This window comes from Chloroflexota bacterium, assembly GCA_026708035.1.
Classification (GTDB): domain Bacteria; phylum Chloroflexota; class UBA11872; order UBA11872; family UBA11872; genus JAJECS01.
This window is the reverse complement of record JAPOVQ010000035.1, coordinates 205047-222176: the sequence shown is the minus strand read 5'-3', so window position 1 is coordinate 222176 and position 17130 is coordinate 205047. Positions and strand designations below refer to the sequence as shown.

At 67.1% G+C, this 17130-nt stretch carries 9 protein-coding genes; all 9 read left to right on the top strand.

Annotated elements, in window-relative coordinates; genetic code table 11:
* Positions 1 to 2 precede the first annotated feature (2 nt).
* The 9 genes from OXG33_14760 to rpoC all read left to right on the top strand — a co-directional run bounded on the left by OXG33_14760 (position 3) and on the right by rpoC (position 17071).
* Entirely contained in the window at positions 3 to 893 is an 891-nt protein-coding gene (locus tag OXG33_14760) for a glycosyltransferase family 2 protein (GenBank protein MCY4115176.1), read from the top strand.
* On the top strand, positions 890 to 2299 hold the full coding sequence (locus OXG33_14755; protein MCY4115175.1) for an undecaprenyl-phosphate glucose phosphotransferase: 1410 nt from the start codon (positions 890 to 892) through the stop codon (positions 2297 to 2299). Before OXG33_14760 ends, OXG33_14755 begins: the two co-directional genes overlap by 4 nt.
* Positions 2300 to 2348: 49 nt before the next feature.
* Positions 2349 to 5081 carry a hypothetical protein gene (locus OXG33_14750; protein ID MCY4115174.1) on the top strand — a complete coding sequence of 911 codons (2733 nt, stop codon included), beginning with the start codon at positions 2349 to 2351 and terminating at the stop codon, positions 5079 to 5081.
* Positions 5082 to 5232: 151 nt separating this feature from the next.
* Entirely contained in the window at positions 5233 to 5907 is a 675-nt protein-coding gene (locus OXG33_14745; protein ID MCY4115173.1) for a nucleotide exchange factor GrpE, read from the top strand.
* A 20-nt stretch (positions 5908 to 5927) separates the two neighbouring features.
* A complete protein-coding gene (dnaJ, locus tag OXG33_14740; GenBank protein MCY4115172.1) occupies positions 5928 to 7034 on the top strand; it encodes a molecular chaperone DnaJ in 1107 nt (368 codons plus the stop codon).
* Positions 7031 to 7924 carry a 50S ribosomal protein L11 methyltransferase gene (locus tag OXG33_14735; protein ID MCY4115171.1) on the top strand — a complete coding sequence of 298 codons (894 nt, stop codon included), beginning with the start codon at positions 7031 to 7033 and terminating at the stop codon, positions 7922 to 7924. The genes dnaJ and OXG33_14735 overlap by 4 nt, the downstream gene beginning before the upstream one ends.
* 122 nt (positions 7925 to 8046) lie before the next feature.
* Complete coding sequence (locus tag OXG33_14730) at positions 8047 to 8421, top strand: histidine triad nucleotide-binding protein (GenBank protein ID MCY4115170.1); 375 nt, start codon at positions 8047 to 8049, stop codon at positions 8419 to 8421.
* Positions 8422 to 9071: 650 nt separating this feature from the next.
* Positions 9072 to 12530: a DNA-directed RNA polymerase subunit beta gene (locus OXG33_14725; protein ID MCY4115169.1), complete on the top strand. Its 3459-nt coding sequence runs from the start codon at positions 9072 to 9074 to the stop codon at positions 12528 to 12530.
* Between the two features lie 14 nt (positions 12531 to 12544).
* On the top strand, positions 12545 to 17071 hold the full coding sequence (gene rpoC, locus OXG33_14720; protein ID MCY4115168.1) for a DNA-directed RNA polymerase subunit beta': 4527 nt from the start codon (positions 12545 to 12547) through the stop codon (positions 17069 to 17071).
* Positions 17072 to 17130 lie beyond the last annotated feature (59 nt).

Below are 17130 nucleotides of genomic sequence, written 5' to 3'. Positions count from 1 at the left end.
CGATGACCGTGGATGTCTCGATCATCATCGTCACGTACAACGTGCCCGACCTCTTGCAGCGATGCCTGGCGACTATCCCGGACTCGACCGGCGGGCTGTCGGCGGAGGTCTTGGTGGTGGACAACGGCTCCGGCTACGGCACCTGGGACAGCATCGTGTCCCGGCCGGACGTGCAGGCGATTCGGGGCAGCCGCGAGCTGGGATTCGGCCGGGGCAACAATCTTGCCGCTTCGCGCGCACGGGGACGGTGGTTGCTGTTCCTCAATCCCGATACGGAGTTCACGCCGCTCGGACTCCGGCGCCTGGTGGAGCGCGGCGATGCCGATCCCGCGCTGGGCATCCTGGGGCCGCGGCTCGAGCTGGCCGATGGATCGTTGGACCCGGCGGCGTGCCGCTCGTTTCCGACGCCTGCCTCCGCGGCATTGCGCTTGCTCCGCTGGCCTCGCCGCCTGCCGCCGCGCGGTGTGCGGCCCTATAACGTTGCGCCTTCCTCCAGACGCGAAGCAATGGTGGACGCGGTTTCCGGCGCGTGCATGCTGGTGCGCGCCGAGGCCTTTCGCCGGGTCGGCGGCTTCGACCCGCAGTTCTTCACCTACGGCGAAGACCTCGACCTCGGATATCGCATTCGACAGGCCGGCTGGCCGACCCTCTTCGTGCCGTCGGTGGTGGTGCGGCACCTCAAGCGGCAATCAACGCGGCAGCGCGCCGTCCGTGCGCGAGTGGAATTCTATCGAGCCATTTGGCTTTACTATCGGAAGCACCGGCAACGTGACGGTGTTTGGCTGCGGGCGGTCGTCACCGCCGCGATCGTCGTCCTAGCGCTTGGCGCCGTTGCCCGCCAAGTCGCTCGCCAAATGTTGGCGCTGGGTCGGCGCAAGGGGGCAGTGAGTTGACCTGGGTTCGACGCAACTGGGAGGGACTCGAGGCCACGGGAACGGTGGCCTTGGACGTTGCGGCGTTGCTCGCGGCCACCGCCATCGCGTACGTCGTGCGATTCCGGTTGGGGTGGGGGCCCGAAGTGGCGTCGAACCGGTTTCTCTTCTTCGTGCCGGTCAACCTCACCTTCACGGTTGCGAGCGTCCTGGCTGGGCTCGCCCTCGGCCTGTACACGCGGCATCGCACGGCAGGTCCGCTGGATCGGGTTGTGCGAACGGCCGGGGCGGTCACCGTCGGCGCGCTGCTCACGGTGGCCGCCACGTTTTTCGTGATCCAGGATCGACTCGAATTCGTGCGCCTGCTCGTGGCGTACATGTGGCTGGCCGGCATCGTGCTGGTGGTTGTCGGACGATCACTGCTCATCGGGGTGCGGCAGGCGCTGAATCGCTTCGGCATCGGGATCACGCGCGTCATCGTGGTCGGGGCTGGAACCGAGGGCACCGAGGTGCTGGCGCGGCTGTTTGACGAGCGCACGCGGCGATTCCGGGTGGTCGGCTTTGTGGACGACTTTGCCACTTCGGTGACCGCCGGCGGCCAGCAAGTGCCGGTGCTGGGTCGCGTGGACTCGCTGGCGGGCGTGCTGAGCGAGCACCAGGTCGACAAGGTGGTGGTGGCTATCCCGTCGCTTTCGCACGACGCGCTGCTGGGCATTCTTGAGCAGACCGAGGCGTCGTTTACCGACGTGTGGCTGCTGCCGGACTTGTTCCAGCTGATGGTGTCGCCGGTGACCACGGGCGGGATTCGCGGGCTGCCGTTGATGGCCGTCAACGACGTTCGGCTCCAGGGGCTGCGCCGATTCACCAAGCGCTCGCTGGACCTCGCGGGCGCGATGTTCGGAATGGTCGTCTTGTCGGTTCCGATGGTGCTGGTCGCGCTCGCCATCCGCTTGGACTCTGCCGGGCCCGTGTTCTACGTCCAGCAGCGCGTCGGTCGCGATCAGCGGCGATTTCCGATCGTCAAGTTTCGGACGATGCACCGCGACGCGGAACTCAGCGGCCAGACATGGACCGTTGCGAACGATCCGCGGATCACTCGCGTTGGTCGCTGGCTCCGGCGCTACTGGATCGATGAACTGCCGCAGCTGATCAACGTGATACGTGGGGACATGAGCCTTGTGGGCCCACGGCCCGAGCGGACGTCCTACGTGCGCCAGTTCGAGCGCGAGTATTCTCGCTATATGGTCCGTCACCGTGAGCGCGCCGGGATGACCGGTTGGGCACAGGTCAATGGGTTGCGCGGCAATTCGTCAATCGACGAGCGTACGCGATATGACCTGTACTACGTGGAAAACTGGTCCTTGCTGTTCGATCTTCGAATTCTGATGCGCACGCTGCGAATTGTGATGCGGGGCGATGTCGCGTAGGAACCGGCAAAGGCGTCGGTTGACGCGGCGGCAGTTGCTCGTGGGGGCCATGGCTGCCATTGCGGCAACGGGATGCGATATCGGTGGGTTCGGCGACGGCCAAGATCCGGTGCAGACTGCGGAGCCTGCGCGGACCGATCCGCCAGTCGCGACGCCATATCTCCCGCTGGCCGTGTCGAGCTTGCCGCCGGCCGTGCAACTCCCGCTGGTGGTCATTGATCTTGCCGGCAGCGGCAACTTCGGCGATGCCGGCGATGGGCAGCCGGCCGCGCTGGCGCAGTTCCGAAGCATCGGCGGCGTGACGGTGGATCCTCAGGGCCGGGTCTATATCTCGGACCCTCAGGCGAATCGCGTGCGGCGCATCGGCGCCGACGGCGTGATTCAGACCGTGGCCGGCACGGGCATTCGCGGATCCGCCGGTGACGGTGGTCCAGCGATGCAGGCCGAGCTCACCGAGCCGACCCGGCTGCTGGTTGACGGCGCCGGAGTACTGCTCATCGCCGAGTTGCACCGAGTTCGACGGGTGGCGATCGACGGCACGATCACGACGGTGATTGGCGACGGGCAGCCGGGGATCGAGGGCGACGGAGGACCGGCGAGCCTGGCCCGCCTGGCGGGCAACGCCGGCATGGCGCTGGACGGCGAGGGCACGCTGTTCATTGCCGAACGCGCGGCGCACCGCGTGCGACGCATCGGCCCGGACGGCGTGGTGACAACCATGGCGGGCACCGGCATCGCCGGCAGCGCGGGGGACGGTGGCGCCGCCGCAAACGCGCAGTTGAATCAGCCCGTCGATGTGGATGTCGACGCATTTGCCAACATCCTCATTGCCGAGCTTGGCGGGAACCGGATTCGTCGCGTATCCGGTCAGAGCAGCGTCGCGGCCATCCACACGCTCGCCGGCACCGGCGAGCCTGGGATGGGGGGCGATGGCGGCTCGGCGGTGAGCGCCCAGCTTCACGGGCCTCAAGCCGTGGCCGTCGATACCGACGGCAACGTGTTTGTCGCGGATTGGAACAACCGGCGCGTCCGACGCATTGACCCCAGCGGCGGCATCACCACGATCGCCGGTGACATTCAACAGCCATCGGCATCCGGCCGCCTGGCCGTTGACACCCGGTTGGAGCTGCCGGCCGACGTGACGGTGACCACGCGCGGCGAATTGCTCGTGGTCGAGCAGGGCACGCGCCGGCTGCGGGCGCTGGTTCCCATTGCCCAGATTCCCGCCGAGCCCGAAGCGCCGGCGGCCCCGCCGTATCAGCCGCCGGCTCCGTCCCAGGCGCTGCCGCCGCCGGTTGCCGCGGAGCTGATTGCCGAGGTGTTCGCGGGCCGCGGCGAACCGGGCTACGACGGCGAAGGAGGCTCGCGGGCGGACGCCCAGTTCACCACGCCTCGCGGCATTGCCGTGGACAGTGCCGGGCGCGTGCTCGTGGCCGACACCGGCAACCACCGCATTCGGCGCATCGAGCTTGACGGCACCGTGCGGACCGTGGCGGGGAACGGGAGTCCGGGATTCTCGGGCGACGGCGGCCTGGCGACGGCGGCGCAGCTGAATCGCCCGCACCACGTCACCGTCGACGCGCAAGGCGCGCTCTACATTGCCGACGCCGGCAACTTCCGCGTGCGGCGGGTTACTCCCCAAGGCGTGATCGGCACGATGGTCGGCGTCAGCGCTCCGGGCTCAGGCGGCGACGGCGGCCCGGCGGCCTTCGCGTCACTCACCGAGCCGGTTGGCGTGGCGCTGGATCCGTCGGGACGGCTGTACGTGGTCGACGCGCCGGATCATCGGGTGCGCCGCGTGGAACGCGATGGAACCATCGTCACCATTGCCGGCACCGGCAACTTCGGCTCGGGCGGCGACGGCGGACCCGGCACGGCGGCAGCGGTCGGTTTTCCCCAGCGCGCGGTGGTCGACGCCGGCGGCGACGTGCTGATCTCGCAGCTGCAAGCGGGTGTCGTGCGCCGCTTGCGCCGCGATGGAACTATCGAGCTTGCCGCCGGCTCGTCGGACACCACCGCGCCCGACACGGGACCGGCGGGGTCGGTCCGCATCGAGGCTCCCATTGGGCTCGCGGCAGACGCTGCCGGTGGGTTCTACGTGGTCGAAAGCGGAGCGGGGACGGTGACGGCCGTTGGCGGTGGCGCCGCGCGCGTGATCGCCGGCGACCCGACGGGTTCGGGACAGCCGGGTGGACCGGCCGGCGAAATTCCGCTGTTCACCGCCATCGATATCGCAATCGCCAATGACGGCAGCATCTATTTGCTCGAGGGACGCGGCATCGTGTGGCGCATTGCCCCGCCCGGACAGCCGCTGCCCGCGGAGCCCGCGCCATCGCCGGCCGGTGAGGCGGAAGCGACACCGGAGGCTGCCGAGGAGGAGACGCCGACTCCGACGCCGACGATCGAGCCCGCCGCGAACGAATCGGCCAACATCGAATCCGTGACGCTGGCGCTCGATCTCGACTCTGCCCAACGTGCGGTGGAGCCAACGCTCCAATTCCACCCCGGCGAGCGGGTGAGTATTTCCATCGAATTCACCGACATCGCCGACGGCACACGCCTCGGCATTCGCTGGAACGAGGGAGATCGTGAGATCGGCCGCTTTCTCACCGATCCGGTGCAAGCCTCGCCGCGAGCGACGTATGGCTTTTGGTTCTTCCTTCCGCCAACCGCCGCCGCGGGGCAATGGAGCGTCGAGGTTCTTGTCGGTTCGCAGTCCGTGAGCCGGGCCGATTTTGTCGTCGTGCCAGGTGACGTCAGAATTCAACGGGACGGCGGCTAGCGGTCGTCGGCGCCGGTCGCCGAGGTGCATGGCTCGACTGCGGACGCGGAAATTCACAACTCCGCTACGCGCGGGCATGGATAATGCCTCGGCTGAAGGCACTGGGCCCGGGGGCCGCGGCCCACGGAAGCACTGGGGAGAACCGATAGGCATGGCGGAAGCCGAACCTCGTGAATCTGAGGCGCCGGACGACCAGGCGCCACGGGTCGACGACGACGATCGTCCGACCATTCGCGTGACCGATCGCCGTGCGGCGTCGGGCTCCGCGGATCAGCCAGAGGCCGATGCGGGATCGTCCGAGCCGTCGACCGACGAGGCGCCCGATCTCGAACGGCGACATCGGGATCTTCTCAATCGACTCACGCGGGTGCAGGCCGACTTCGCCAACTACCGGCGACGCACTGAGGCCGACGCGCGGGAACGCGCCTCGTTCGCCAACATGGCGATCGCGTTCGACATCTTGCGGGTGATTGACGGATTCGAACGCGCGTTTCAGTCGCTGCCGAGCGAACTGCGGTTGCTGAGCTGGGTGGACGGGATCGCGCTGACGCAGGCTCAGCTGCTGGGCGCGCTGGAAGCGCACGGCGTCACGCCGATCGAGTGCAAACGCGGCGACGCCATCGACACCGCGATCCACGAGGTGGTGATGTCGGACGACGGCGACGGTCCGATGGCGGTGGCCGAGCAGCTGCAGCGCGGTTATCGCATGCACGACCGGGTGTTGCGTCCGACGCTCGTCAAATCGGCGCCGGCGGCCAGCCTGGAGTCGGAGGCCGAGTCGACGGCCTCGGATGACGCGAAACCGGCCGACGGCGGCGTGGGCTAACGGCGAACGGTGGCGCGCCAGTGAGCAGCAAGCCCGACTACTACGACGTGCTGGGGGTCGGTCGAGACGCCTCCGAAGCCGAGATTCGCCGTGCCTTCCGCAAGCTGGCGCGTGAATACCACCCGGACGTCAGCAAGGCGCCGGATGCCGACGCCAAGTTCAAGCAGATCAACGAGGCCTACGAGGTGTTGCGCGACGCGGAGAAGCGGCAGATGTATGACCGCTTCGGACACGCCGACGCGCGCGGCGGATTCGGGGCCGGGGTCGACGACTTCGCCGGCGTCGGTGACATCTTCGACGCGTTCTTCGGGCGCGGCACCTCGCGCACCCGCAGAACGGAGCATCGCGGCGGCGATCTTCGCGCCGTCGTGGCGATGGACTTCATCGAGTCGGTGTTCGGCGCGACGAAGGTGGTCGACTACGAGCGCCACGAGCCGTGCGGCGCCTGCGGGGGCGATGGCGCCGAGCCGGGCACCAAGCCGACAACTTGCCGGATGTGTCGAGGCGCCGGGCAGGTGCAACGGACTCAGCAATCGCTCTTCGGACAGTTCGTGAATGTCGCGACGTGTCCGCGCTGCCACGGCGAGGGGCGCGAGATCACGGAGCCGTGCTCCGGGTGCCGCGGCACCGGGCTGGAGCGCCGTGCCATGAGCCGGGAAATTGAGATTCCCGCCGGGTTGGCGCCCGGCACCGAGTTGCGTCTCTCGGGCGCCGGCGATCACGGCAGAAATCGCGGCACGCCGGGAGATCTCTATGTCGCGATTGAGGTCGAGCCTCATCCGCAGCTCGAGCGGGAGGGCGACGACATCGTGAGCGATCTCGCGCTCAACATCGCCGAAGCCGCCCTTGGGAGCACGGTGGAGATTCCGACGGTCGACGGTGAGGAAACCGTGACGGTCCCGGCCGGCACGCAGCCCGGCACGGTGCTCAAGCTGCGCGGCCGCGGCGTGCCGCGGTATCGCGGATCGGGACGGGGCGATCAGCGCATCACGGTCAAGGTGGTGGTTCCCAAGAAGCTGTCGTCGGACCAGCGGCAGGTGCTGGAACAGCTGCGGGAGTCGCTGCCCGCCGGGCGCGATGCCGATGGCCGAAGCTTCGTCGAGAAGGCACGCGCCGCATTTCGGTGAGCCAGCGCTGGCTCGAGATCTCGGTCAATGTCGATCCTTCGGACGCCGACGACGTGCGAATCGAGCTCGGTCGGTGGGTGGGACCGGCGCTGGCCGTGGAGCACTCGGCGGACGACGCGCATGGCCAGGTGACCGTACGGGCCTACGTCGCCGACGGTCCGGAGTGCCAGTCGACGCGTGAGGCCCTCGAGCGCGCGCTGTGGCATCTCGGCGCCACCGGCGCCTCGACCCTGCGAACGCCGCACGTCCGGTGGGTGCGACCCGAGCAATACCTGAACGAATGGCGAGCGTTCTACCGCCCGTTCACCGTCGGCCGCTGCTTCGTGATCGCGCCTTCGTGGACGGATGCGCCAGACGGAGACCGCCAGGTGATTCGGCTCGATCCCGGCATGGCGTTCGGCACCGGGCTGCATCCAACCACGCAACTGGCGGTAGAGGTCCTCGAGGGAGCGGTCGGTCCCGGGCACGACGTCATCGACGTGGGCACGGGCTCCGGTGTCCTGGCGATCGTCGCGGCCCTGAGCGGTGCGCGGCGCGTGCGCGCCGTCGACACCGATGCGGACGCTGTGCGGACGGCGCGGGCCAACGTGGCCAAGAACGGTTGTGGCGACCGGGTGTCGGTGGTGCAGGGACGGCTGCCGCTCCACAGTTGCGACGCGGCGGACATCGTGGTGGCCAACATTGTGGCTGACACGCACCTGCGCAGTCTCGACCACTACCGCGCCGCCGTGCGCCGAGACGGTCGCGTGATCCTGGGGGGCATCACGTCGGCCAGGAGCGCCGAGATGCAGGAGGCGGTTGCCCACCATGGACTCGATGTCGAGAGCGTGTTGTGCCGGGATGGGTGGGAATGCCTTAACCTCAGCGTGCCGCCGGCGGGAGACTCTTGAATAGATGAGTGGGCTTTTCGGTTGACCGACGGATGGAATCCCGCTCCCCGCCTACGCGGGGACAGGCTTCGCGGGAATGACGGACGGGTCACGCCAGAGTCTCGACCAATGGGAGCCGCACCATGACGGCAAATGGGACAGGTTTGGCAGACGCTGTCGCCGACTGTTTGTTCTGCAAGATCGTGGCGGGGGGCATCCCGTCGGATCAGGTCTATGCGGACGACGCGGTGTTCGCATTTCGCGACATCGCGCCCCAGGCCCCCGTGCACGTCCTGGTTGTGCCGCGTCGGCACGTGTCGGGTCTTGACGGCCTGCGGGACGATCCCGACCTGGCAGGACGCCTGCTCACCGCCGCCGCGACGGTGGCGCGGATGGAAGGCGTGCATGCGTCGGGCTATCGGGTGGCCGTGAATCACGGACGCCACGGGGCGCAGTCCGTGGGCCACGTGCACCTGCACGTGCTCGGTGGCCGGCAGCTTCAGGGGGAGCTTGGGTAGGCGGGCATTGGCCTAAGGGGATGGATGCCAGCCTTGGGAGGCCTCCGCAAAATGAGATCGACATCCCACGGCCAAGCCTCGGATCACCCTCACCCTCACCCTCTCCCATCGAGGGAGAGGGGATCGGACCCGCTCTCCAAACCACACCGGGGCCAAGCCTCGGATCACCCTCACCCTAATCCTGTCCCATCGAGGGAGAGGGGATCGGGCCCGCTCTCCAATCCACACCGGGGGGCGCAAGAGTCTCCCTGCGCGGGAAAGACGAACTTACAGTCGCCAACTGCCCAGGTCGGACGACCTTTGACGGCCATTGGCGGCCTGCTAAGCTTATGGTGACGTGCGGGGATTTTGCGCCCAGCTTGCGCTAGGGCGAATCGAATAGGTCTATCACCCAGGCGGTTTTCAGGCCGCTCTGGGTGTTTTGTGCTGTCTTCAGATAATTCCCAATTCGGGGTGTTGGATTTGCGACTGACAAGGCGAGGCCATTAGCGAACGTTGGGCGATTGCGTCTGATGGGACGTGGATGTCGACCCTGCACCGCGAGCGTGCATCAAGGCCCGGCGCGCGCTTGCTCGTCTTGGACCCGGGCCGATTGGATTCACGACGGTATACGTCCGGCACATTCGCCGGACCTGAGAAGCTGAGGCTCCATGGCTAACAACGGTGCGGCATCGCAGGTAGAGGCCCGGTATTACGGCAAGACTCGAAGTCTGATCGACCCGCCGAACCTCATCGATCTGCAGGTCGAGTCGTTCAACCGGTTCAAAGAGGAATATCTGCGGGAGCTGTTCGCCGAGATTTCACCGATTCAGGATTTCACCGGGCGCAACCTCGAGTTGCACTTCGAGGTGCCGGACGAGCCGTTCGACACGCCGGCCTATTCCGAAGAGCAATGCCGCGAGGCCGACCGCACCTATCAGGCGCCGCTGCGCGTCAAGGCTCGGCTGCACAACAAGCAAACCGACGAGATCAAAGAGATGACGGTCTACATGGGCGACTTCCCGCTCATGACCAGCCAGGGCACGTTCATCTACAACGGCGCGGAGCGAGTGGTCGTGAGCCAGCTCGTGCGCTCGCCTGGCGTGTACTTCTCGGCGGAAGACGACCCGGCCACCGGGAGGCGTCGATTCGGCGCCAAGCTGATCCCGAAGCGTGGCGCCTGGCTCGAGTTCGAAACCGCGAGCCAGAACCTGATCGGGGTGAAGATCGACCGCAAGCGACGCATTCCGGTGACCACGTTCCTGCGCGCGATCTCGTCGGAGTGGGGGGCGGACGACGTGCTGTTGGACCTGTTCGCCGATATCGACACGGACCCGGATCACCAGTTCATCCGGTCCACCATCGGCGATGCCACCACGCGGCGCGATACCGCCTTGAGCCACGAAGACGGCCTCATCGAGCTGTACCACCGGCTGCGACCCGGCGACCCGGCCACGGTGGACAACGCCCGCGCCCTGATTGAGCAGACGTTCTTCACCATTCGCCGCTATGACCTTGGCCCCGTTGGGCGATACAAGCTCAACAAGCGGCTGAGCGCCGATCCCGACGACGAAACGCGCACGCTGCGGCCGGAGGATCTGCTGGCCATTGTGCGGGAGATCGTCCGCCTGAATGTGGTGCAGGGACAGCCCGACCACATCGACCACCTCGGCAACCGGCGCGTCCGCGCGGTTGGCGAGCTGCTGGCCGAGCAGTTCCGGATCGGGCTACTCCGGATGGAGCGCGTGATCAAGGAACGGATGAGCATTCAGGACGCCGCGGAGGCGACGCCCTCAGGGCTCATCAACACGCGGCCCGTGACCGCCGCGATCAAGGAATTCTTCGGCGGCAGCCAGCTGTCGCAGTTCATGGACCAGGCCAATCCGCTGGCCGAGCTTGGGCACAAGCGTCGCCTCAGCGCCATGGGACCCGGCGGGCTCTCGCGCGAGCGCGCGGGATTCGACGTGCGGGACGTGCACTACAGCCACTACGGCCGCGTGTGTCCGATCGAAACGCCGGAGGGTCCGAGCATCGGCTTGATCAACACCCTGGCCACGTTCGCCAAGGTGAATCCGTATGGGTTCATCGAAACGCCGTACCGCCGCGTGGCCCACAGCGTGCCGGCGTCGGATGCGGCGGCGCTCGCCGGCCGAACCGCCACTAAGCCAATTCACGGACCGGATGGCGGCGACGTGCTGATAGCCGCCGGCGCAGAGATCACGCCCGAGGCGGCGGACACCCTGGCTGCCGCGAATGGCGACGCCGAGATCCCGGTGCGCCCGTGGGTCACGGATGAGATCGAGTACATGACCGCCGACGCCGAGGAGCAGTTCACGATTGCCCAGGCGAACGCGACGTTGAAGCCAAACGGCGAGTTCGCCGCCGACCGCGTGTCCGTGCGCCATGGGGCGCAGATCCACGAGTCTCCCGTGGCCGAGGTCGAATTCATCGACGCCTCGCCGCAGCAGATCGTGAGCGTGCCGGCGGCCATGATTCCGTTCCTGGAGCACGACGATGCCAACCGCGCCCTGATGGGGGCCAACATGCAGCGGCAGGCCGTGCCGCTGATCACGCCCGAGGCGCCGCTGGTGGCCACGGGCATGGAGACTCGCGCCGCGCGTGACTCCGGGCACATGGTGAACGCCGTCGCGGACGGCACCGTGCGCGAAGTCACCGCCCGCGAGATCGTGGTGGAGCATCCCGACGAGGGCGAGCACACCTATCGGCTGCGCAAATTCGAGCGCTCGAATACCGCCACGTGCATCAGCCAGCGGCCCGTGGTGCGGGTCGGCGATAAGGTCGAAGCCGACCAGGTGATCGCCGAGAGCATGGCGACGAGCGACACCATGCTTTCGCTCGGCCAGAACATCCTGGTGGCCTTCATGTTCTGGGAGGGCGGGAACTACGAGGACGCGATCGTCGTCAGCGAACGCCTGGTGAAGGACGACGTGTTCACCTCGATCCACATCGAGCAGTACGAGGTGGAAGCGCGCGACACCAAGCTGGGACCCGAGGAGATCACGCGGGACATTCCCAATCAGAGCGAGGAAGGCCTGCGCAACCTCGACGACACCGGCGTGGTCTACGTGGGGGCCGAGGTCGGACCGGACGACATCCTGGTCGGCAAGATCACCCCGAAGGGAGAGACCGAGCTCAGCGGCGAGGACCGCCTGCTGCGCGCGATCTTTGGCCGCGACGCGCGTGAAGTGAAGGACACGTCGAAGCACCTGCCGACCGGTGAGTCCGGGCGGGTGATCGACGTGAAGCGCTTCACCGCCGCCGACGCCGCCGACCTGCAAGCCGGCGTGACCGAGATGGTGCGGGTGAGCGTCGCCTCCAAGCGCAAGCTGATGGTCGGCGACAAGATGGCCGGACGTCACGGCAACAAGGGCGTCGTGTCCATGATCCTGCCCCAAGAGGACATGCCGCACCTCGAAGACGGCACGCCCATCGATCTCATCCTCAATCCGTTGGGGGTGGCCTCGCGAATGAACGTGGGGCAGTCGCTGGAGACTCACCTGGGCCGGGCGGCGGCCAAGATGGATTTCCGGGCGATCACGCCGGTCTTCGACAGCGCCGACGAGGCCGACATCATCGCGGCGCTCGCGGAGGCCGACCTGCCCGAGCACGGCAAGGCGCGCCTGATCGACGGTCGCACCGGCGAGCCGTTCGACCAGGAGGTCGTCGTGGGCGTGATCTACATGATGAAGCTCGGACACATGGTGGACGACAAGATCCACGCCCGGTCGACGGGGCCCTACTCGCTGATCACACAGCAGCCGCTCGGCGGCAAGGCGCAAATGGGCGGCCAGCGATTCGGCGAAATGGAGGTGTGGGCGCTGGAGGCCTACGGCGCCGCTCACACGCTGCAGGAAATGCTCACCGTGAAGTCCGACGACATCCTCGGTCGCGTCAAGACCTATGAGGCGATCGTGAAGGGAGAAACCATCCTGGAACCCGGCATTCCCGAGTCCTTCCGCGTGCTCGTCAAGGAGCTGCAGAGCCTGGGGGTGGCGGTGGACATTCTGGACGAATACGAAGAAGAGGTGCCGCTAGTGGTCGAGCACACACATGACATGTTGCCGGACCTGGACGGCATCAACATTCAGGGCCGTGAATACCGGCTGTAGGAGGCAAAACGAGCGTGCTTGAGGTAAACAAGTTCAACGCGATCCGTATCCGCCTCGCATCGCCGGAGCAAGTTCGGTCGTGGTCCTACGGCGAGGTCATCAAGCCGGAGACCATCAACTACCGAACGCTCAAGCCGGAGCGTGACGGATTGTTCTGCGAGCGCATCTTCGGTCCGACGAAGGACTGGGAATGCTCGTGCGGCAAGTACAAGAAGATCCGCTATCGCGGCATCATCTGCGACAAGTGCGGCGTGGAGGTCACCCGTTCGCGGGTGCGGCGCGAGCGCATGGGCCACATCGAGCTGGCCGCCCCCGTGACTCATATCTGGTTCCTGAAGGGTACGCCGAGCCGGATTGGGCAGATCCTGGACATCACTCCGCGCGATCTGGAGAAGATCGTCTACTTCGCGTCGTTCATCGTGACGGAGTTTGACGAAGCCGAGCGCGACGCGGCGTTGGGTCGCATCGATGACGACCTGGCGGCGCGCGAGGCGGAGGTCCAGGCCGAGATGGCCCAGCGGGCGGAGGATCTCGAGGCGGAGACGGCCGAGCAGATCACGAAGCTGGACGAGCAGCTCGAAGGTGAAGTCGACCGGCTGCACGAGGAGGCCGAAACAACCGTTGCGCGTCTCACGCCGGTTGCCGAGAGCGGCAGCAATGCCGAGGAAGAGATCCGGCTGAGCTGGCTTGACGAGCCGATCATCGCCGCCGGTGACGCCATCAATGCCGAGTCGCTGGCAGCCATCGAGGCGGCGGCCGAGACTGCCGTCGCCTCAGCCAACGAGCGGTTTGGCGCTACCAAGCTGGCGCGGCGGCGAGAGGCCGACCAGGAAGCCATGGGGCTGGAGGAAGAGCGCGCGTCCCGGATTGCGGGCACCCGCGAGTTCTATCAGACGCGCGCCGACGATCTGACGACCCTGGAGCTGCACCAGCTCCTGAGCGAGCCGCGCTACCAGCAGCTCAGCCACACCTGTGGCGAGGTCTTCCGCGCCGGCATCGGCGCCGAGGCCGTCGTTGAGTTGATCGGCAACGTCGATCTTGATTCCCTGGCGGCCGAGCTGCGCGAGGAAATCGAGTCGCCGTCGATCCAGCGGCGCAAGAAGGCGACCAAGCGCCTCAAGGTCGTTGAGGCGTTTCGCCGCTCGGGCAATCGCCCGGAGTGGATGATCCTGTCGGTGCTGCCCGTGCTGCCGCCGGATATCCGGCCCATGGTGCAGCTCGATGGCGGACGGTTTGCAACCAGTGACCTGAACGATCTCTACCGCCGCGTGATCAACCGCAACAACCGGCTCAAGCGGCTGGTGGAGCTTGGCGCGCCCGAGATCATCGTGCGCAACGAGAAGCGGATGCTCCAAGAGGCGGTGGATGCGCTGATCGACAACGGCCGGCGCGGTCGCGCGGTCACCGGCTCGTCCAACCATCCCTACAAGTCGCTGAGCGATCAGCTGCGCGGCAAGCAAGGGCGATTCCGCCAGAACTTGCTGGGCAAGCGCGTGGACTATTCGGGCCGCTCGGTGATCGTGGTCGGCCCGCACCTGAAGCTGAACCAGTGCGGCCTGCCCACCAAGATGGCGCTGGAGCTATTCAAGCCATTCGTCATGCGCAAGCTCGTGGACTACGGGCATGCCAGCAACATCAAGAGCGCCAAACGCATGGTCGAGCACCCCGAGCCCGTGGTGTGGGATGCGCTCGCGGAAGTCACGCAGGACCACCCGGTGCTGCTGAATCGCGCGCCGACGCTGCACCGGCTCGGCATTCAGGCGTTCGACATCGTGCTGGTGACGGGCAGCGCGATTCAGATCCATCCGCTCGTATGCACGGCCTTCAATGCCGACTTCGACGGCGACCAGATGGCGGTGCACGTGCCGCTGAGCCGGGCCGCGCAAGACGAGGCCCGCTACATCATGAAGAGCACGCTCAACGTGCTGTCGCCGGCGGACGGTGCGCCGATCATCGCGCCGACCAAGGACATGGCGCTTGGCGCCTATTACCTGACGGAGATGGTTGAGGGCGCTTTGGGCGAAGGCCGAACGTTCGCCGATTTTGGCGACGCCCTGCTGGCCTTCGAGCACGGCGCGGTGCATCTGCACGCCAAGATCAATCTGCGGGTTACGGCGCAGGACTTTCCGGTGCCGGAGGACCAGCCGCCGTCGCCGGCGTTCATCGAGACCACGATCGGACGAATCATCTTCAACATCGCGTTGCCGCGCGATTTGCGGTTCGTCAACGAGCGGCTCGACAAGGGCGGGCTGCGTCGCGTGTTGGCCGGGGCCTTCTTCTCCAGCGGCATCGAGGCGACCGCCGAGGTGGCCGACCGCGTGAAGGACATTGGCATGTACTGGGCCACGCGCTCGGGCGTGACGATGGGTGTGTTCGACCTGGTGATTCCACCGGTCAAGCACGACGTGCTGGCCGGCGCCGACGCGGACGTGGCCGAGATCGAGCGCAGCTACAGCGACGGGTTCATCACGGACCGCGAGCGTTACAAGCTGACGGTCCAGAAGTGGACCGAGGCGATGGAACGGGTGACCGCGGCCGTGCCCGAGTATCTCGACCGGCTCGGCCCCGTCTACATGATGGGGAACTCCGGCGCGGCCAAGGGGAATTTCGACCAGATTCGACAGGTTTCCGGGATGCGCGGCCTCATGTCCGACCCGACGGGTCAGATCATCGAGATGCCGGTGCGCGCCAACTTCCGCGAGGGCCTGAGCGTGCTGGAGTACTTCATTTCGACTCACGGCGCGCGCAAGGGCCTGGCCGATACGGCCTTGCGAACCGCCGACAGCGGCTATCTCACCCGGCGCCTGGTGGACGTGGCGCAAGACGTGATCGTGATGGGCGAGGACTGTGGAGCCACGGAAGGCGACCACATCGTCACGGCGGACCCCGAGCAGGTTGAAGGCTCGGTGGGCGATCGCGCCTTTGGTCGCTTCACCCTGGGGCCGGTGGTCCATCCGGACACCGGGGAGATCATCGTGCCGGCGGACGTCATGGTCGACCGACATCTCAGCCGGGCGATCGACGACGCCGGGGTGGGCGAAGTCTTCGCCCGCTCCGTCATGAACTGCCGCAATGCGCGCGGCGTCTGCCAGCGGTGCTACGGCATGGACCTGGCCCGGCATGAGCTGGTGGAGGAGGGCGCGGCGGTCGGCATCATCGCCGCTCAGTCCATGGGCGAGCCGGCGACGCAGTTGACCATGCGCACCTTCCACCTGGGCGGAGTGGTGATGGGCACGGACATCACGGACCGCGTGCAGGGACTGCCGCGCGTCGAGGAGCTCTTCGAGGCCCGCGTTCCCAAGGGCGTGGCCGTGATGAGCGATCTCGAGGGCACGGCCGAGATCATCGAGGAAGACGATCGCAAGGTGATTCGCGTCGTGTCGGCGCACATCCATGAACAGGTCTACGAGCTCGCCGAAGGCTTTGTGCCGATAGTGGAGGACGGCGACGAGGTCGCGAAGGACGTGACCCTCGCGTTGCCACGCGAGCAGGCGGAGGACTTGCTGGCCCGCAAGGCCAAGAGCAAGTCGAAGACGATCAGCAAGCGGGCGCTGGCCAGCGTCGCGGGCGCCGGTCCGCGGGCGACCAGCGACGGCGTGGTCAGCGTGCGCGACGGCCAGATCGTGCTTCGGTCGGAGTCCGAGGAAACCCTCGAATACCCCGTGTCCCCGGCCGCGGAGATTCGCGTGCAGAGTGGCCAACTCATCTCCAAGGGCGCGCAGCTCACCGCGGGTCCGCTCAATCCACAGGACATCTTGCGCCTGCGCGGTCGCGAGGCGCTGCAGCGCTATGTCGTGCAGCAGGTCCAGTCGGTGTACCGCATCGTTGGTGTGGCCGTGAACGACAAGCACATCGAGGTGATCGTGCGGCAGATGCTCCGGCGCGTCCTGATCGAGATGCCCGGCGACACCGACATGCTGCCCGGCACCCTGATCGATCGACACGTGTTCGACGAGGCCAACGAAAAGGCCGTTGCCGAGGGGCAGCGTCCGGCGACCGCTCGCTGGGTGTTGCTCGGCGTCACCAAGGCGTCGCTCAACAATGAGAGCTTCCTGGCCGCGGCATCGTTCCAGGACACGACGCGGGTGCTCACCGAGGCCGTCGTCGAGGGCAAGACCGATCACCTCCACGGCCTGAAGGAGAACGTGATTATCGGCAAGCTGATTCCGGCCGGCACCGGATGGAAGCGGTATCACGAAGGCACGTTGATCACGGCCGGCGAAGGCGATGCCGATTCGCTGCTGGCTGATGATGTTGACGGCGAAGGCGTGCTGGCAGCGGTCGGTTCCGGCGCGGAGGCGGCCGACGACGGCGACGGTCGAGCGATCGACAGCCTGATGCAGGCCCTGGCCGGCGAAGGCGACGATGACCGGGCGCTGCTCGCCGGGATTCCCGAGCGCCCCAGCGCCGCGGCCGACCAGTTTTCCGCGTTCCTGAGTTCGGGCGCCGATGACCCGATCGAGGAGGCCAACGTTCAGGACGTGCCCGTGTCCGAAGCCGAGAATGGCGACGCGGACGTTGACGGAGACCGTGCACAGTGATAGCGTGCCGGGTGGACGCCGAAGCGCGTCCTGTTTTGTCGTGCCCCTAATTCGACAGA

What these genes read in the sequence shown, in the direction of transcription:
- OXG33_14725 (MCY4115169.1), top strand. Translation starts at nt 9,072, where the DNA reads ATGGCTAACAACGGTGCGGCATCGCAGGTAGAGGCCCGGTATTACGGC.
- OXG33_14730 (MCY4115170.1), top strand. Translation starts at nt 8,047, where the DNA reads ATGACGGCAAATGGGACAGGTTTGGCAGACGCTGTCGCCGACTGTTTG.
- OXG33_14760 (MCY4115176.1), top strand. Translation starts at nt 3, where the DNA reads ATGACCGTGGATGTCTCGATCATCATCGTCACGTACAACGTGCCCGAC.
- OXG33_14745 (MCY4115173.1), top strand. Translation starts at nt 5,233, where the DNA reads ATGGCGGAAGCCGAACCTCGTGAATCTGAGGCGCCGGACGACCAGGCG.
- OXG33_14750 (MCY4115174.1), top strand. Translation starts at nt 2,349, where the DNA reads ATGGCTGCCATTGCGGCAACGGGATGCGATATCGGTGGGTTCGGCGAC.